The following is a 14274-nucleotide window of genomic DNA, read 5'->3' as shown; positions in this document are numbered from 1 at the left end:
TGCTGGGTGGAGCGCGGCGAGCGGAGTGCGACCCACGACTCTGGACGTTCGCGCGTTCGCATGCGGCCCGCCGCGTCATTCCGGGGCGCCGCAGGCGAGCCCGGAATCCGGACCCGCCGACGGCATGCAGTCTCGCACCACCTGTGCGTCTGGATCCCGGGCTCCGCTGCGCGGCCCCGGGATGACATGGTGCGACGGGAGACGTCTCGGCGCGCGAACCGGCATCTGCGGTCCCCCTGCCAGGAGGAGGGGAATGCGCGCCGGATCGGGCGCGACCCGATCCTCAAAGATCGGGCGACAGGGGCATCTGGATCGAGCCGTCGAGGAACTTCGTCGGTCCGTCGGCGCCGGGATTGATGTCGAAGTCGAAGATCTTCGTCGGAATCCACAGGGTGGCGCAGGCGTTCGGGATGTCGACGACGCCGGAGATGTGGCCCTGGACCGGCGCGGCGCCGAGGATCGAGTAGGCCTGGGCCCCCGAGTAGCCGAACTTCTTCAGGTATTCGATCGCGTTGAGGCAGGCCTGGCGGTAGGCCACCGTGACGTCGAGGTAGTGCTGCTTGCCGTACTCGTCGACGGAGACGCCCTCGAAGATGAGATGGTCGTCGAACTTCGGCGTGATCGGCGACGGCTTGAAGATCGGGTTCTTGATCCCGTACTTGGCCATGCCGTCCTTGATCAGGCTGACCTTGAGATGGACCCAACCTGCCATCTCGATGGCGCCGCAGAAGGTGATCTCGCCGTCGCCCTGGCTGAAATGCAGGTCGCCCATCGAGAGGCCGGCGCCGGGGACGTAGACGGGGAAGTAGATCTTCGAGCCCCGCGACAGGTCCTTGATGTCGCAATTGCCGCCGTGCTCGCGGCCCGGCACCGTGCGGGCGCCCGTCGCCGCCGCCTTGTCGCGTCCCTCGCCCTTGAGCCGGCCCATATGGGCGGTGGGGGCGAAGGGCAGGGTGGCCAGGGCCGGGACTCGGTTGGGGTCGGTGTCGAACAGCGCCTTCTCGCGGGTGTTCCAGGTCTCCAGCATCTTCGGATCGGGCAGGCAGCCGATCAGGCCGGGATGGATCAGGCCGGGGAAGCGCACGCCGGGAATGTGGCGCGACTTCGTGAACATGCCCTCGAAGTCCCAGATCGATTTCTGGGCCTGGGGGAAATGCTCGTCGAGGAAGCCGCCGCCATTCTTCTTCGAGAAGAAGCCGTTGAAGCCCCACTGGCTCTCGGGCTTGGCGCCGATGTCGAGGAGGTCGACCACGAGGAGGTCGCCGGGCTCGGCACCCTCGACGCCGATCGGGCCGGACAGAAAGTGCACGATCGACAAATCGATGTCGCGCACGTCGTCGGCCGAATCGTTGTTCTTGATGAAGCCGCCGGTCCAGTCGTAGGTCTCGACGATGAAGTCGTCGCCGGGCTTGACCATCGCCACCATGGGGATGTCGGGGTGCCAGCGGTTGTGCACCATGTCGTTGTCGTAGGCCGATTGGGTCAGATCGACCTTGATCAGGGTCTCGGGCATGTTGCGTCGGTGCTCCCTTCCCAGACAGGGGACATGCGTCCCCGTTAGCGCCGGCGGTGAGATCCGCCGGCGGGTGATGTGGCGGTGATCGTCGGGCCGGCGCGCGCCGGGCCCGGTCGCCGTCAGCGTGCGAGCAGCTCCTTCAGGGCCGCATCGAGTGTGGCGATGTCGTCGGGGCTCGTCCCCGGTCCGCCCGCAAAGTGGCCCCACCAGGTGTCGAGGACGCGCAGGTCCGCGTTCGGCATGGCCGCCGCCTCGATGGCGTTGTCCTCGGGGGGGAAGTAGAGGTCGGTGGAGGCCGGCATCAGGATCGCGTCGGCGCGGATCGCTCCGAGCGCGGCGTCGAGATCACCGTTGAAGCGGTCGTTGGCGCTGATGTCGCCGTTCTGCCAGGTCCACAGCATGGCAAGCAGGTCGTTGGCGTCGCGGGTGTAGAACAGCCCCTCCCAGAACCCGACGAGGAAGTCCTCCAGGGACGCGTAGCCCATGTGGGTCCGGTCCGCCTCGATCCGGTAGAAGGTCTGCGACAGGCCCCAGCCGGCATAGACCCGGCCGAAGGCGCGCAGGCCCCGGTTCGGCGGGCTCGTGTACCAGCCCTCCGCGTAGGCGGCGTCGGCCTGCAGCGCGGCCTTGGCGCCCTCCAGGAAGACGAAGTTGTGCCGCGAGCACTTGGCCGAGCCCTGAAACGGCAGGATGCGGGGCACCATGTCGGGGTAGAGCGCCCCCCAATGATAGGTCTGCAGCGCGCCCATGGACCACCCGGTCACCAACACCAGCGTCTCGATGCCGAAATGCTCGGTGACGAGGCGATGCTGCGCCGTGACGTTGTCGTAGGCGGTGACGTTGGGAAAGCGCGGCCCGTTCCAGGGGGGCGGCGTGTTGCTCGGGGAGGACGACAGCCCGTTGCCGAACAGGTTCGGGACGATGATGAAGTAGGTGTCGGGATCGAGCGCCTTGCCCGGCCCGATCAGCCACTCGTTCTCGGTGTGCTGGCCCGAGTACCAGGTCGGGTAGACGATGGCGTTGTCCCGGGCGGCATTGAGCGTGCCGAAGGTCTTGTAGGCGAGCCGGGCGTTGCGCAGCGTCTTGCCGCACTGGAGGACGAAGTCGCCGAGCTCGAAGATCTCGTAATCGACCATTCTGACCTCCATCAGACCGAAAGGAAGCGGGCGACCTGGGCCTCGTCGATGTCGGCGCGCAGACTCTCGTGCACGATCACGCCGTTCTCGATCACCAGCACCCGGTCGGCGACGTCGAGGGCGAAGCTCAGAACTTGCTCGGAGACCACGATGGAGAGGCCGCGCTCGTCACGGATCTTCTTCAGGGTGCGGCCCATCTCGCGGATGATCGAGGGCTGGATGCCCTCGGTGGGCTCGTCGAGGAGGAGGACCTTGGGCCGGCTCGCTAGGGCCCGGGCGATGGCGAGCTGCTGCTGCTGGCCGCCCGACAGGTTGCCGCCGCGCCGGCCCTTCATCTCGAGGAGGACCGGGAACATCGTGTAGAGGTCCTGGGGCACCCGGCGTTCGCCGGTGACGGTGAGCCCCGTCTCGATGTTCTCCTGCACGGTCATGGCCGAGAAGATCATGCGGCCCTGGGGCACGTAGGCGAGGCCCTTGGCCACGCGCTGGTGGCTCTTGAGGCCCTCGACCGCGGCCCCGTCGACCCGGATCGTGCCGGACTTCACCGGCACGATGCCCATCAGGGTCTTCATCAGCGTGGTCTTGCCCATGCCGTTGCGGCCCATCACGGCGACGATCTCGCCGGGCGCCACCGCGATGTCGAGGCCGTGCAGCACCTCGCTCTGGCCATAGGCCGCGTGAAGGTCGCCGATCGCCAGCATCGGCTGGAGCCCGGCCTGGATGGGCGGCACGGCGGCGGGAGAAGGCGTGGTCTGGAGCATGGCGCCGTTTCCCTGTCAGTGGCCGAGATAGACTTCGATGACCTTCGGGTCGTTCTTGACCCGCTCCATCGAGCCCTCGGACAGGACCTTGCCCTGGTGCAGCACGGTGACCCGGTGGGCGATGTCCTCGACGAACTTCATGTCGTGCTCGATCACCAGCACCGAGCGGCCCTTGATAATCTCGTTCAGGAGTTCGGCGGTCTTGATGCGCTCGCCGACGCTCATGCCGGCCACCGGCTCGTCGAGCATCAGCAGCTCCGGGTCCTGGATCAGGAGCATGCCGATCTCGAGCCACTGCTTCTGGCCGTGGCTGAGGAACTCGGCCCGCTCCAGGAGCTGGTCCTTGAGGAAGATCATGCTGGCGACCTCCTCGATGCGGTCGCGGACCTGGGCGTCGCGCTTGAAGGTGAGCGCCCCGAACACCGAGCGGCCGCGCGGATAGGAAATCTCCAGGTTCTCGAAGACGGTGAGGTCATCGTAGATCGACGGCGTCTGGAACTTGCGGCCGACACCTGCCAGCACGATGGCACTCTCGGACAGCCGGGTCAGCTCCTGGCCCTTGTACTTGATCGAGCCGGAGCTGGCCTTGGTGCGGCCGCAGATCAGGTCGAGCACCGTGGTCTTGCCGGCGCCGTTGGGGCCGATGATGACCCGGATCTCGTTGGGGTCGACGTAGAACGAGACGTCGTTGACCGCCTTGAAGCCGTCGAACGAGACGGTGAGGGATTCCACCGCCAGCAGGAAGTCCTTCTCGGCCGGATCGGCGCCGATGCGGTGCGAGGGCAGGAGGGCTGCGTTCATCGGAGGTCCTACTCGGCCGCGTGGGGCAGGGCGACGGCGGGCGCGGGCTCCAGGGCCTTCACGCGCCGGGTCAGGCGGGGCTCGACATGGGTGCGGTAGATGCCCGCCAGACCGTTGGGGAAGGCCAGCACCACCAGGATGAAGAGCCCCCCGAGGCCGAACAGCCAGAGCTCCGGAAAGCTCTCCGAGAAGCTGGTCTTGGCCCAGTTCACGAGGAGCGTGCCCCAGACCGCGCCGAACAGGGACAGGCGCCCGCCGACCGCGGCGTAGATCACCATCTCGATCGACGGCACGATGCCGACGAAGGAGGGCGACATGAACCCGACCTGGAGGGTGAACATCGCGCCCCCGATGGCGGCGAACACAGCCGCCAGGCAGAACGCGAAGGTCTTGAAGCTCGCCACCTGGTAGCCCGAGAACCGGACCCGGTCCTCCTTATCGCGCATGGCGAGCAGGATGCGCCCGAGCTTCGACTTCTTCACGGCCTGCGCGAACAGGATGCAGGCGACGAGCAGGCCGGCGTTGACGAAGTAGAGGATGTTGTGGGCGCTGTCGGTGCGGATGTCCCAGCCGTGCAGGGTGCGCAGGTCCGTGATGCCGTTGATGCCGCCGGTATAGCCCTGCTGCCCGACGATGAGGATCGTCAGGATGGCGGCGATGGCCTGGGTGATGATGGCGAAGTAGGTGCCGCCGACCCGGCGGCGGAACATCGCCGTGCCGATGACGAAGGCGAAGAGTGCCGGCACCACCAGCACCGCCAGGAGGGTGAAGGGCAGGCTCTCGAACGGCTTCCAGAACCAGGGCAGGGCGGTGATCTGGTTCCAGTCCATGAAGTCGGGGATGCCCGGCGTCGACTGGATCTTCGTGTTCTCGACGCTGGAGGCTTCGAGCTTGAGGTACATGGCCATCAGGTAGCCGCCGAGGCCGAAGAACACGCCCTGGCCGAGGGACAGGATGCCGCCGAAGCCCCAGCAGATGACGAGGCCGAGGGCCACGAAGGAATAGGTCAGGTACTTGCCGACGAGGTTGAGCCGGAAGGCGTCGAGCAGCATCGGCAGCAGGACGAAGATGACGCCGACGAGGAGCGCCAGGCTCACCCACTCCATCGGCTTCATGAAGGGGTTGTCGTTGACGACGGGGGTTTTGGAGCGGGTCATGACGTTCGGGCTCCTCAGCGCCGGACCTTGAGGGTGAAGAGGCCCTGGGGCCGCAGCATCAGGATGCCGACCACCGCCAGCAGCGTGAGCACCTTCGCGGTGGAGCCCGAGAGGAAGAACTCCAGGGTCGACTGCGTCTGCGAGATCGAGAAGGCCGACGCGATGGTGCCGAGGAGCGAGGCGGCGCCGCCGAAGACCACGATCAGGAAGGTGTCGACGATGTAGAGCTGGCCCGAGGTCGGCCCCGTGGAGCCCACCATGGTGAAGGCCGAGCCGGCGATGCCCGCGATGCCGCAGCCGAGGCCGAAGGTGAGGCGGTCCACCCGCTCGGTGTCGATGCCGACGGCGCCCGCCATGGCGCGGTTCTGCACCACGGCGCGGACCTGGGCGCCGAAGCGCGAGCGGTACATCAGGAGGGCGACGCCGACGGTGATCAGGGTGGTGACGCCCATGACGAACATGCCGTTGATCGGGATCTCGATGGTGTCGGTGACCTGCACCGAGCCGATGAGCCAGGACGGCAGCTCGACGCCGACCTCGCGGGCGCCGAAGATCGTGCGGTAGGCCTGCTGCAGGATCAGGGAGAGGCCCCAGGTGGCCAGCAGCGTGTCGAGCGGGCGCTTGTAGAGGTGGCGGATCAGGGCCCATTCCACCAGCATCCCGAGGGCCCCCGAGGCCAGGAAGGCCAGGGCCATCGCCACGAAGAAGTAGGCCGGGAACAGGGCCGGCAGCTGGGTCTGGAAGAAGCCCGAGCAGAGATAGGTCATGTAGGCGCCGAGGATCATGAACTCCCCGTGCGCCATGTTGATCACCCCCATCTGGCCGAAGATGATCGCCAGCCCCAGGGCCATCAGCACGTAGACCGAGAACAGGATCAGCCCGGCGAAGCCCTGCATGACGAAGATCGAGCTGAGATCCCCGAGCGAATAGTCACCGAACATGGGTCCGTTCTCCGAAGGATGCCGCGAAGGTCGTGCAAGCATCGGGCCGAGTTAGGCCTCAGATTTCCCCTCCCCCTTGTGGGGAGGGGGAGGGGTGGGGGTGGCGCCGCCAGCCTCCGCAGGTCGAGGGTCACAAACCACCCCCACCTCCAATTCCTCCCCACAAGGGGGAGGAGGTCACGTTGGAGTCCTACTGGTAGCCCTTCGGGAAGGGGTTCGGCTCGATCAGGTCGGGGCTCTCGTAGACCACCTCGAACTGGCCCGAGGGCAGGGCCCTGGCGACCCGGGTCTTCGACCAGAGGTGATGGTTCGGGTGGATCTTGACGTAGCCTTCCGGCGCCTCCTTGAACTCGAGGCCCGGCGAGGCGGCGACCACCTTGTCGACGTCGAAGGAGCCGGCCTTCTCGCAGGCCATCTTCCACAGGAACGGCCCGAGATAGGCGGCCTGGGTCACGTCGCCGATGACGGTCTTCTCGCCCCACATCTTGTGGAAGGCGGCGACGAACTTCTCGTTGTTCGGGTTCTTGAGCGACTGGAAGTACTTCATGCATGAATAGGCGCCGGCGATGTTGTCTCCGCCGATGCCGTCGACCTCGTCCTCGGTCACCGAGATCGTCAGCAGGGTCTGCTTCGCGAGGTCGATGCCGGCCGCCTTGAGCTGCTTGTAGAACGCCACGTTCGAGCCGCCGACCACGTCCGTGAAGATCACGTCCGGCTTGGTGAGCTTGAGCTTGTTGATCACCGAGTTGAACTGGGTGTGGCCCAGCGGGAAATATTCCTCTCCGACGACCTTGGTCTTGAGCACGTTCTCGATGTGCTTACGGGCGATCTTGTTCGAGGTGCGCGGCCAGATGTAGTCCGAACCGATGAAGAAGAACGTCTTGGCGTTCTTTTCCTTGGTGACCCAGTTCAGCGATTCGAGGATCTGCTGGGTGGCCTCCTGGCCGGTGTAGAAGACGTTCTTCGACTGCTCCAGGCCCTCGTAGAAGGTTGGGTAGTACAACAGGCCGTTATACTGCTCGAAGACCGGCAACGCGGCCTTGCGCGAGGCCGAGGTCCAGCAGCCCATCACGGCGGCGCAGTGGTCGTTGACGAGGAGCTTCTTGGCCTTCTCGGCGAAGGTCGGCCAGTCGGAGGCGCCGTCCTCCTGGATGATCTTGATCTTGCGGCCGAGCACGCCGCCCGCCTCGTTGATCTGGGAGATCGCGAGCTTCTCGGCCTGGATCGAGCCGGTCTCGGAGATCGCCATCGTGCCGGTGGCCGAGTGCAGGATGCCGACCGTGACCTCCGTGTCGGTCACGGCGAGGCCGGTGGTGTTCACCGCCGAGGTCGGCGGCGCCGCCGCGAAGCTCATGCGCGGCATCAAGGCGATCGCCGGAGCGCCGGCGAGCCCCATGAGAAGCCTGCGCCGGAGCGCCGATTGCAGGCCGTTGCCCTTGTCCTCTGCCATCGTGCCCAAAACCCCTGTCGGTCGTCGCACGGCGCATCGGACGGCCGCGGATCGACGGAGCGGAGGCTAGGCCGCGTTGTGCAGTGCGGCCTATACGCTGTTTTGCGTATGTCGGAGCCGGGCGGACAGGCCCATTCTGGCGAACTGCCCGCGAGTCCAGGGTCCCATCGCCGCTCCGGCCACTGGACGGGGTGCGCGCCCATGTGGAAACACGGGGTCGGGCACGGTCCTTGCTACGCCGGGGACGACGGAGCGCCACGGTTTCGGACAGGCCGGGATGCCGCGCCAGACCCCGCGCCGCATGATACCGTCCCCGCCGAACACGATGACCGAGCACCAGCGTATCCTGCCGATCCGGCGCGACTACAACCGCCTCGTCGCCGACGAGACGCTGGAGGACTATGCCCTGCGCTTCACCGCCAAGAAGGCGCGGCGCTGGTCCGGGTTCCGGGTCGCCCAGACCGCCCTCGGGTCGCTTTCCTTCCTGGCCCTGGAGGCGATCGGCGGCACCCTGGTGCTGACGGTCGGGTTCACCAACACCCTGGCGGCGCTCCTGGTGGTCAGCGCCATCATCTTCGCCACCGCGACGCCGATCAGCCTCTACGCCGCCCGCTACGGCGTCGACATCGACCTCCTCACCCGGGGCGCCGGCTTCGGCTATATCGGCTCGACCGTGACCTCGCTGATCTATGCGAGCTTCACCTTCCTGTTCCTCGCCATCGAGGCGGCGATCATGGCCCTGGCGCTGGAGCTGTGCTTCGGGCTGCCGCCGAGCCTCGGCTACCTCGTCAGCGCCCTCGCGGTGATCCCGCTGGTCGTCTACGGCTTCGCCATGATCAGCCGCTTCCAGCTCTGGACGCAGCCGATCTGGATCGTCCTGAACCTCGTGCCGCTCGCCTGCATCGCCTGGGCCGGGGACGCCCCGGTGGCGGCCTGGCTCGCCCATCCGGGGGCCGACGGACTCGGGGGCTTCGACTGGCCCCGCTTCGGGCTGGCTTCCGGCATCCTCCTGGCGCTGCTGGCCCAGGTCGGCGAGCAGGTCGATTTCCTGCGCTTCGTGCCGGCGCGCACGCCCGAGCGCGCCGGGCGCTGGTGGGCGGCGGTGCTGGGCGCAGGCGGCGGCTGGATCCTGCCCGGGATGCTCAAGATCCTGCTCGGGTCGTTCCTGGCCGTGCTCGCGATCGCGCACGGCGTTCCGGCCGAGCGTGCCGCCGAGCCGACCCAGATGTACGCGGTGGCCTTCGGCTACGTGGTGCCCTCGGGCATGGGCGCGGTCGCCCTGATGACCCTGTTCGTGGTGGTCTCGCAGCTCAAGATCAACGTCACCAACGCCTATGCGGGCTCCATCGCCTGGTCGAACTTCTTCTCGCGCCTGACGCACAGCCATCCGGGCCGCGTGGTCTGGCTCGTCTTCAACGTCGCCATCGCCCTGCTGCTGATGGAGCTCGGCATCGACAAGACCATCGTCAGCACCCTGTCGCTCTACGCCGTGGTGGTCTCGGCCTGGGTCGGCGCGCTGGCGGCGGACCTCGCCATCAACAAGCCCTTCGGCCTGTCGCCCCCCGGCATCGAGTTCAAGCGCGCCCATCTCTACGCCGTCAATCCGGTGGGCACAGGCGCCATGGCGCTGGCGATCCTCACGGGGTTCGTGGCCCATGCGGGCTGGCTCGGGACGCAGGCCGTGCCGTTCGCGCCGCTGCTGGCCCTGGTCGTCGCCGTCGCGGGCGCCCCCGCGATCGCCCTCGCCACCGGCGGGCGCTACTACCTCGCTCGTACCCCGCGCACGGACTGGCAGGGGGCGACCGAGATCACCTGCCGGGTCTGCGAGCACCCGTTCGAGCCCGAGGACATGGCCCAGTGCCCGGCCTATGCCGGGCCGATCTGCTCCCTGTGCTGCTCCCTCGACGCCCGCTGCGGCGATCTCTGCAAGCCGCACGGCCGCCTGGAAGCCCAGGCCCAGAGCGTGCTCGCCCGGGTCGCCCCGGCCCGCACCGCCGCCTGGATCGGCGCGCCGCTGGGGCGCTACCTCGCGCTGATGCTCACCCTGGTGGCGGCGATCGGGCTGATCCTCGGCATCGTGCATGCGGGGGCCAGCGCCGAGCATCCCGAGCACCGCGCGGTGCTCGGCGCGGCGCTGACCAGCGTGTTCCTGATCCTCATCGTGATCCTGGGCATCGTCGCCTGGCTGTTCGTGCTGGCCCAGGAGAGCCGCCGGGTCGCCCTGGAGGAGACCGCCCGCCAGACCGGGCTCTACCAGGCCGAGATCGAGGCCCACAAGGTCACGGACGCCAAGCTGCAGCAGGCCAAGGAGGTGGCGGAGGCCGCCAACCTCGCCAAGAGCCGCTACGTGGTCGGCATCAGCCACGAGCTGCGCACGCCCCTCAACGCGGTGCTGGGCTACGCGCAGCTCCTCGAGGGCGATCCCGCGATCCCGGCCCCGCGCCAGAACGGGATCCGGGTCATCCGGCGCTCGGCCCAGCACCTCTCGGGGCTGATCGACGGCCTGCTCGACATCTCCCGGATGGAGGCGGGCCGCCTCCAGATCCACCGCAACGAGGTCCGGCTCGCCGACTTCCTCGACCAGATCGTCGACATGATCCGGCTCCAGGCCCAGGGCGCCGCCCTGGCGTTCCGCTTCACCCGGCCCGAGACCCTGCCGGCGGTGGTCGCCACGGACGAGAAGCGCCTGCGCCAGATCCTGCTCAACCTCCTGTCGAACGCGATCAAGTTCACCCCCGCCGGCACGGTGACCCTCGACCTGACCTACCGCAGCCAGATCGCGGTGTTCACGATCAGCGACACCGGCCTCGGCATCCGCCCGGACGACCTGGAGCGCATCTTCGAGCCGTTCGAGCGCGGCTCGATGGCCGCCGCCCGCTCCACCCCCGGCACCGGCCTCGGGCTGACCATCGCGCACCTGCTCGCCCAGGTGATGGGGGGCGAGATCACGGTGGCGAGCGAGGTCGGGCGCGGCACGCGCTTTCGCCTCCGGCTGATGCTGGCCTCGGTGGCGCGGCCCAAACCCGTGCTGGCGGCGCAGGCGAGCGCCCCGCCGCGCATCTACGCGGGGGCCCGCCGCACGATCCTGGTGGCCGACGACGATGCCGCCCATCGCGGGCTGATGCGCGACATCCTCGAACCCCTCGGCCTGGTGGTCTGGGAGGCGGGCGACGGCCCGGCCTGCCTGGCGCTGGCCGAGACCCAGCCGCCGGACCTGTTCCTCCTCGACATCGCCATGCCGGGCATGAGCGGCTGGGGGCTGGCCAAGGCCCTGCGGGAGGCCGGCCACACGGCGCGCATCGCCATGATGTCGGCCAACGTGCACGAGATCAGCCCGGTGCGGGGCGACGACGCGCCTCACGACGCGATCATCGCCAAGCCCTTCGACCTGCGCGACTTCCTCGAATGCGTCACCGGGCTCCTCGGCCTCGACTGGACGGCGGGGGACGCGCCCGCGCCGCCCCCGCCCGAGGCCGCCGCGCCGGACCCGCGGCCGGAGCACCTCGCCGACCTCCTGCGCCTCGTGCGCATCGGGCACATCCGCGGCATCGAGGCGAAGCTCGCCGAGATGGACAGCGGCCCCGCGGCACCGACCGCCTTCATCGCGCAGATGCGGGGGCTCACCGCCGCCTTCGACCTGCGCCGCGCCCGGGCGGTGATCGAGGGTCTGCTGGAGCCCGCCGATGGCTGAGGCGCAGCGCGACACCGTCCTGGTGGTCGACGATTCCCCCGAGACCCTGAGCTTCCTCACCGAGGCGATCGAGCGCTCGGGCGCCACCGTGCTGGTGGCGGTGGCGGGCGACCTCGCCCTGGCCCTGGTCGACGAGATCACCCCCGACGTCATCCTGCTCGACGCGATGATGCCCGGCATGGACGGGTTCGAGACCTGCCGCCGCCTCAAGGCGAAGGGGCACCTCGCCCACGTGCCCGTCATCTTCATGACCGGCCTGTCGGAGACCGAGCACATCGTGAAGGGCCTGGAAGCGGGGGGCGTCGACTACGTCACGAAGCCCATCGCCCCCGACGAGATCCTGGCCCGCATCCGCGTGCATCTCGCCGGTGCCCGGGCGGCCCAGAGCGCGCGCGCCGCCCTCGACACCACCGGCCGCACCCTGTTCGCGGTGGACCGCGACGGCACGGTCCTGTGGGGCACGCCCCAGGCCGCCCGGCTGCTCGGCGGCTTCACCGAGCCCGGCGCTCCCTCGAGCCTGCCGCCGCAGGGGGCCGCCTGGCTCCGGGGCTGCCTCGCCGGCACGGGCGCGCCGGCCCTGACCCTCGGCGACCGCGCGGGCACCGCCTATACCTTCAGCTTCATCGGCGGCACCGGCGACGAGATCCTGCTGCGCCTGTCGCGCGACGGCACCGAGGCGGGCCTGGAACGCCTGCGCCTGCGCCTGCGGGTCACCGGACGGGAGGCGGAGGTGCTGCTCTGGCTCTCGCGCGGCAAGTCGAGCCGCGACATCGGCGAGATCCTGGGCTTGAGCCCCCGCACGGTGACGAAGCACCTAGAGGGCATCTACGAGAAGCTCGGCGTCGAGAACCGCACGGCCGCGTCCGTCATCGCCGCCCGCCACCTGCAGGACCTCGACTGACGGGCGGCGGAGCGGATATTTCCGGCCCACCCCCTCGCTTTGGCGGCGCGACACCCGATCTATCAGACAGGTCAGGCTGGGAGCTTCATGATGAACTGGATGACGTGGTTGGTCGGCCGCTGCGTGGACCTCACCGAGCGCGTCGTGCCCGGCCTCGAGCGGCGCGAACCCGGACGGCCGGGCGCGCCGCCGGCCCTGCGCGGCCGGGTGCGCGGCTCGGGCTCCGAGCCGGCGGTGATGCAGCCTGGTGCCGGCCCGCGCCCGGACTGATCCGGTACGACCGGCCCTCGCCCGCCCCTCAGGCCAGGGCGCGGGCTGCGGCGCCGGCCTTGCGCACCGAGGCGTCGACGTCGATCGTGGCGGCGGCGATCCCGTCCATGTTCTGGCGCACGACCTCGACGCTCCGGGCGGCGTTCTGCATGTTGATCGTCATGTCGCGGGTCACCGCGGCCTGCTCGGTCACGGCCGATGAGACGCTCAGCGAGATCTCGCTGAGATGGCCGATCGTCCGGGCGATGGCCTCGATCGCGGTCACGGCCTGGGTGGTGGAGCCCTGCACCGCCGCGATCTGCGTCCCGATCTCCTCCGTGGCCCGGGACGATTGGTTGGCCAGGGCCTTCACCTCGGAGGCGACCACGGCGAAGCCGCGGCCCGCCTCGCCGGCGCGGGCCGCCTCGATGGTGGCGTTGAGCGCCAGCAGGTTGGTCTGGTCGGCGATCGTGCGGATGACCGAGATCACCTCGCCGATCTTGTCGGCGGCCGAGGTCAGCCCGGCGATGATGCCGGAGGCCTCCTCGGCCCGGATCACCGCCTCCTCGGACGCGACCTTCGCCTCGGACGCGTGGCGGCTCAGCTCCTCGATGGAGGCCGAGAACTCCTCGGCGCCGGCCGCCACCGCCTGGACGTTGCCGGAGGTCTGAGCCGCCGCCTCCGCCGTGAGGGTCGCCTGATGGCTGACGTCGGAGATCGAGCCGGTGATGACCCCGAGATCCTTGTCGATCGCCTGCTGGCCCTCGTGCCGACGCAGCCGGTCGGCGACCTGGGCGGTGACGTCGCTGGCGAACTTCACCACGGAGACCACCCGGCCGTCGGGTCCGAAGACCGGATTGTAGGCGCCGTAGATCCACACCTCGCGGCCGCCCTTCGCCAGGCGACGGAACTCGCCGGCCTGGTAGGCGCCGCCCGCCAGCGCCGTCCAGAAGGCGGCGTAGGCCGGCGTGTCCCGGTCCGCCGGCGCCACGAACTGGCTGTGGTGCCGACCCTTGATCTCGTCGAGGGTGTATCCGAGCGCGGCGAGGAAGTTCGGGTTGGCGTCGGTGACGAGACCGTCCGGCGTGAAGTGGATCACCGCCTGCGACCGGTTGATCGCCGCGATCTGGCCCTCGAACGCGGCGTTGCGCGCCACCTGCGCGGTGATGTCCGTGGCGAACTTCACCACCTTCACCGGCTTGCCGCGGCGATCGAGGATCGGGTTGTAGCTCGCCCGGATCCAGATCCGGCGGCCGTCCTTGCCGATCCGGCAGAAATCGCGCGCCTGGTGCTCGCCCCGGCGCAGGCTGTCCCAGAAGGCCCGGTAGGCCGGGGTGTCCCGCTCCTCCGGAGGGACGAACAGGCTGTGCGGGCGGCCACGGACCTCTGCGAACGTATAGCCGATGAGATCGAGAAAGATCTGGTTCGCGCTCTGGACACTTCCATCCATCGCGAACTCGATTCGACCTTGCGATCGATCGAGCGCTTCGAGTGTTGCACGAAGACCGGCGCCCAACATCGTCAATTTCTTTCGCGGAAACGGTGACTGATACGCGACTAGACGGGTCGCATTTTGATGCTCGTAACTTTAATTACAATCCGTGAATTTGTCTTTAACGGTCGAAGATCCTGAAACGACTTTGCAAAAAACAACATATGAAAGCGTGCCGA

Annotated in this window: 11 protein-coding genes; 3 read left to right on the top strand and 8 right to left on the bottom strand. The window is 68.7% G+C overall.

Annotation, left to right across the window (positions count from 1 at the left end):
- Positions 1 to 283: 283 nt before the first annotated feature.
- From fmdA to urtA, 7 genes are all read right to left on the bottom strand, one after another.
- A complete protein-coding gene (fmdA, locus tag ASF41_RS18320) occupies positions 284 to 1513 on the bottom strand; it encodes a formamidase (RefSeq protein WP_056495688.1) in 1230 nt (409 codons plus the stop codon).
- A gap of 122 nt (positions 1514 to 1635) precedes the next feature.
- Positions 1636 to 2652 (bottom strand): alpha/beta fold hydrolase, encoded by a 1017-nt coding sequence (locus tag ASF41_RS18315; RefSeq protein WP_056495685.1) that lies wholly within the window; start codon positions 2650 to 2652, stop codon positions 1636 to 1638.
- Between the two features lie 11 nt (positions 2653 to 2663).
- Positions 2664 to 3353 (bottom strand): urea ABC transporter ATP-binding subunit UrtE, encoded by a 690-nt coding sequence (urtE, locus tag ASF41_RS18310; RefSeq protein ID WP_056221777.1) that lies wholly within the window; start codon positions 3351 to 3353, stop codon positions 2664 to 2666.
- 75 nt (positions 3354 to 3428) lie between these two features.
- Complete coding sequence (gene urtD / locus ASF41_RS18305) at positions 3429 to 4214, bottom strand: urea ABC transporter ATP-binding protein UrtD (protein ID WP_056495682.1); 786 nt, start codon at positions 4212 to 4214, stop codon at positions 3429 to 3431.
- A gap of 8 nt (positions 4215 to 4222) precedes the next feature.
- Entirely contained in the window at positions 4223 to 5371 is a 1149-nt protein-coding gene (urtC, locus tag ASF41_RS18300; RefSeq protein ID WP_056495679.1) for an urea ABC transporter permease subunit UrtC, read from the bottom strand.
- A gap of 14 nt (positions 5372 to 5385) precedes the next feature.
- Positions 5386 to 6312 carry an urea ABC transporter permease subunit UrtB gene (gene urtB / locus ASF41_RS18295; RefSeq protein ID WP_056221498.1) on the bottom strand — a complete coding sequence of 309 codons (927 nt, stop codon included), beginning with the start codon at positions 6310 to 6312 and terminating at the stop codon, positions 5386 to 5388.
- Positions 6313 to 6502: 190 nt separating this feature from the next.
- Positions 6503 to 7762: an urea ABC transporter substrate-binding protein gene (urtA, locus tag ASF41_RS18290; protein WP_056221501.1), complete on the bottom strand. Its 1260-nt coding sequence runs from the start codon at positions 7760 to 7762 to the stop codon at positions 6503 to 6505.
- Positions 7763 to 8087: 325 nt separating this feature from the next.
- Here urtA and ASF41_RS18285 point away from each other — a divergent pair, with 325 nt between their 5' ends.
- The 3 genes from ASF41_RS18285 (at position 8088) to ASF41_RS18275 (ending at position 12624) form a co-directional block, all read left to right on the top strand.
- Positions 8088 to 11453, top strand: a complete 3366-nt coding sequence (locus tag ASF41_RS18285) for an ATP-binding protein (protein WP_056495676.1) — start codon at positions 8088 to 8090, stop codon at positions 11451 to 11453.
- A complete protein-coding gene (locus ASF41_RS18280; RefSeq protein WP_056221505.1) occupies positions 11446 to 12354 on the top strand; it encodes a response regulator transcription factor in 909 nt (302 codons plus the stop codon). The genes ASF41_RS18285 and ASF41_RS18280 overlap by 8 nt, the downstream gene beginning before the upstream one ends.
- 99 nt (positions 12355 to 12453) lie before the next feature.
- Positions 12454 to 12624, top strand: coding sequence for a hypothetical protein (locus tag ASF41_RS18275; RefSeq protein ID WP_156653363.1), 171 nt, complete (start codon positions 12454 to 12456; stop codon positions 12622 to 12624).
- 28 nt (positions 12625 to 12652) lie between these two features.
- On the opposite strand, the gene ASF41_RS18270 is transcribed toward ASF41_RS18275, so the two are convergent.
- The gene (locus ASF41_RS18270; RefSeq protein ID WP_056495670.1) at positions 12653 to 14122 is read right to left on the bottom strand and encodes a PAS domain-containing protein; all 1470 of its coding nucleotides are present in this window, start codon (positions 14120 to 14122) and stop codon (positions 12653 to 12655) included.
- Between the last annotated feature and the right edge of the window lie 152 nt (positions 14123 to 14274).

This window comes from Methylobacterium sp. Leaf111 (genome assembly GCF_001423285.1).
Taxonomy (GTDB): Bacteria; Pseudomonadota; Alphaproteobacteria; order Rhizobiales; family Beijerinckiaceae; genus Methylobacterium.
The sequence above is the reverse complement of the archived record's forward strand: the minus strand, read 5'-3'. Positions and strand labels throughout refer to the sequence as shown.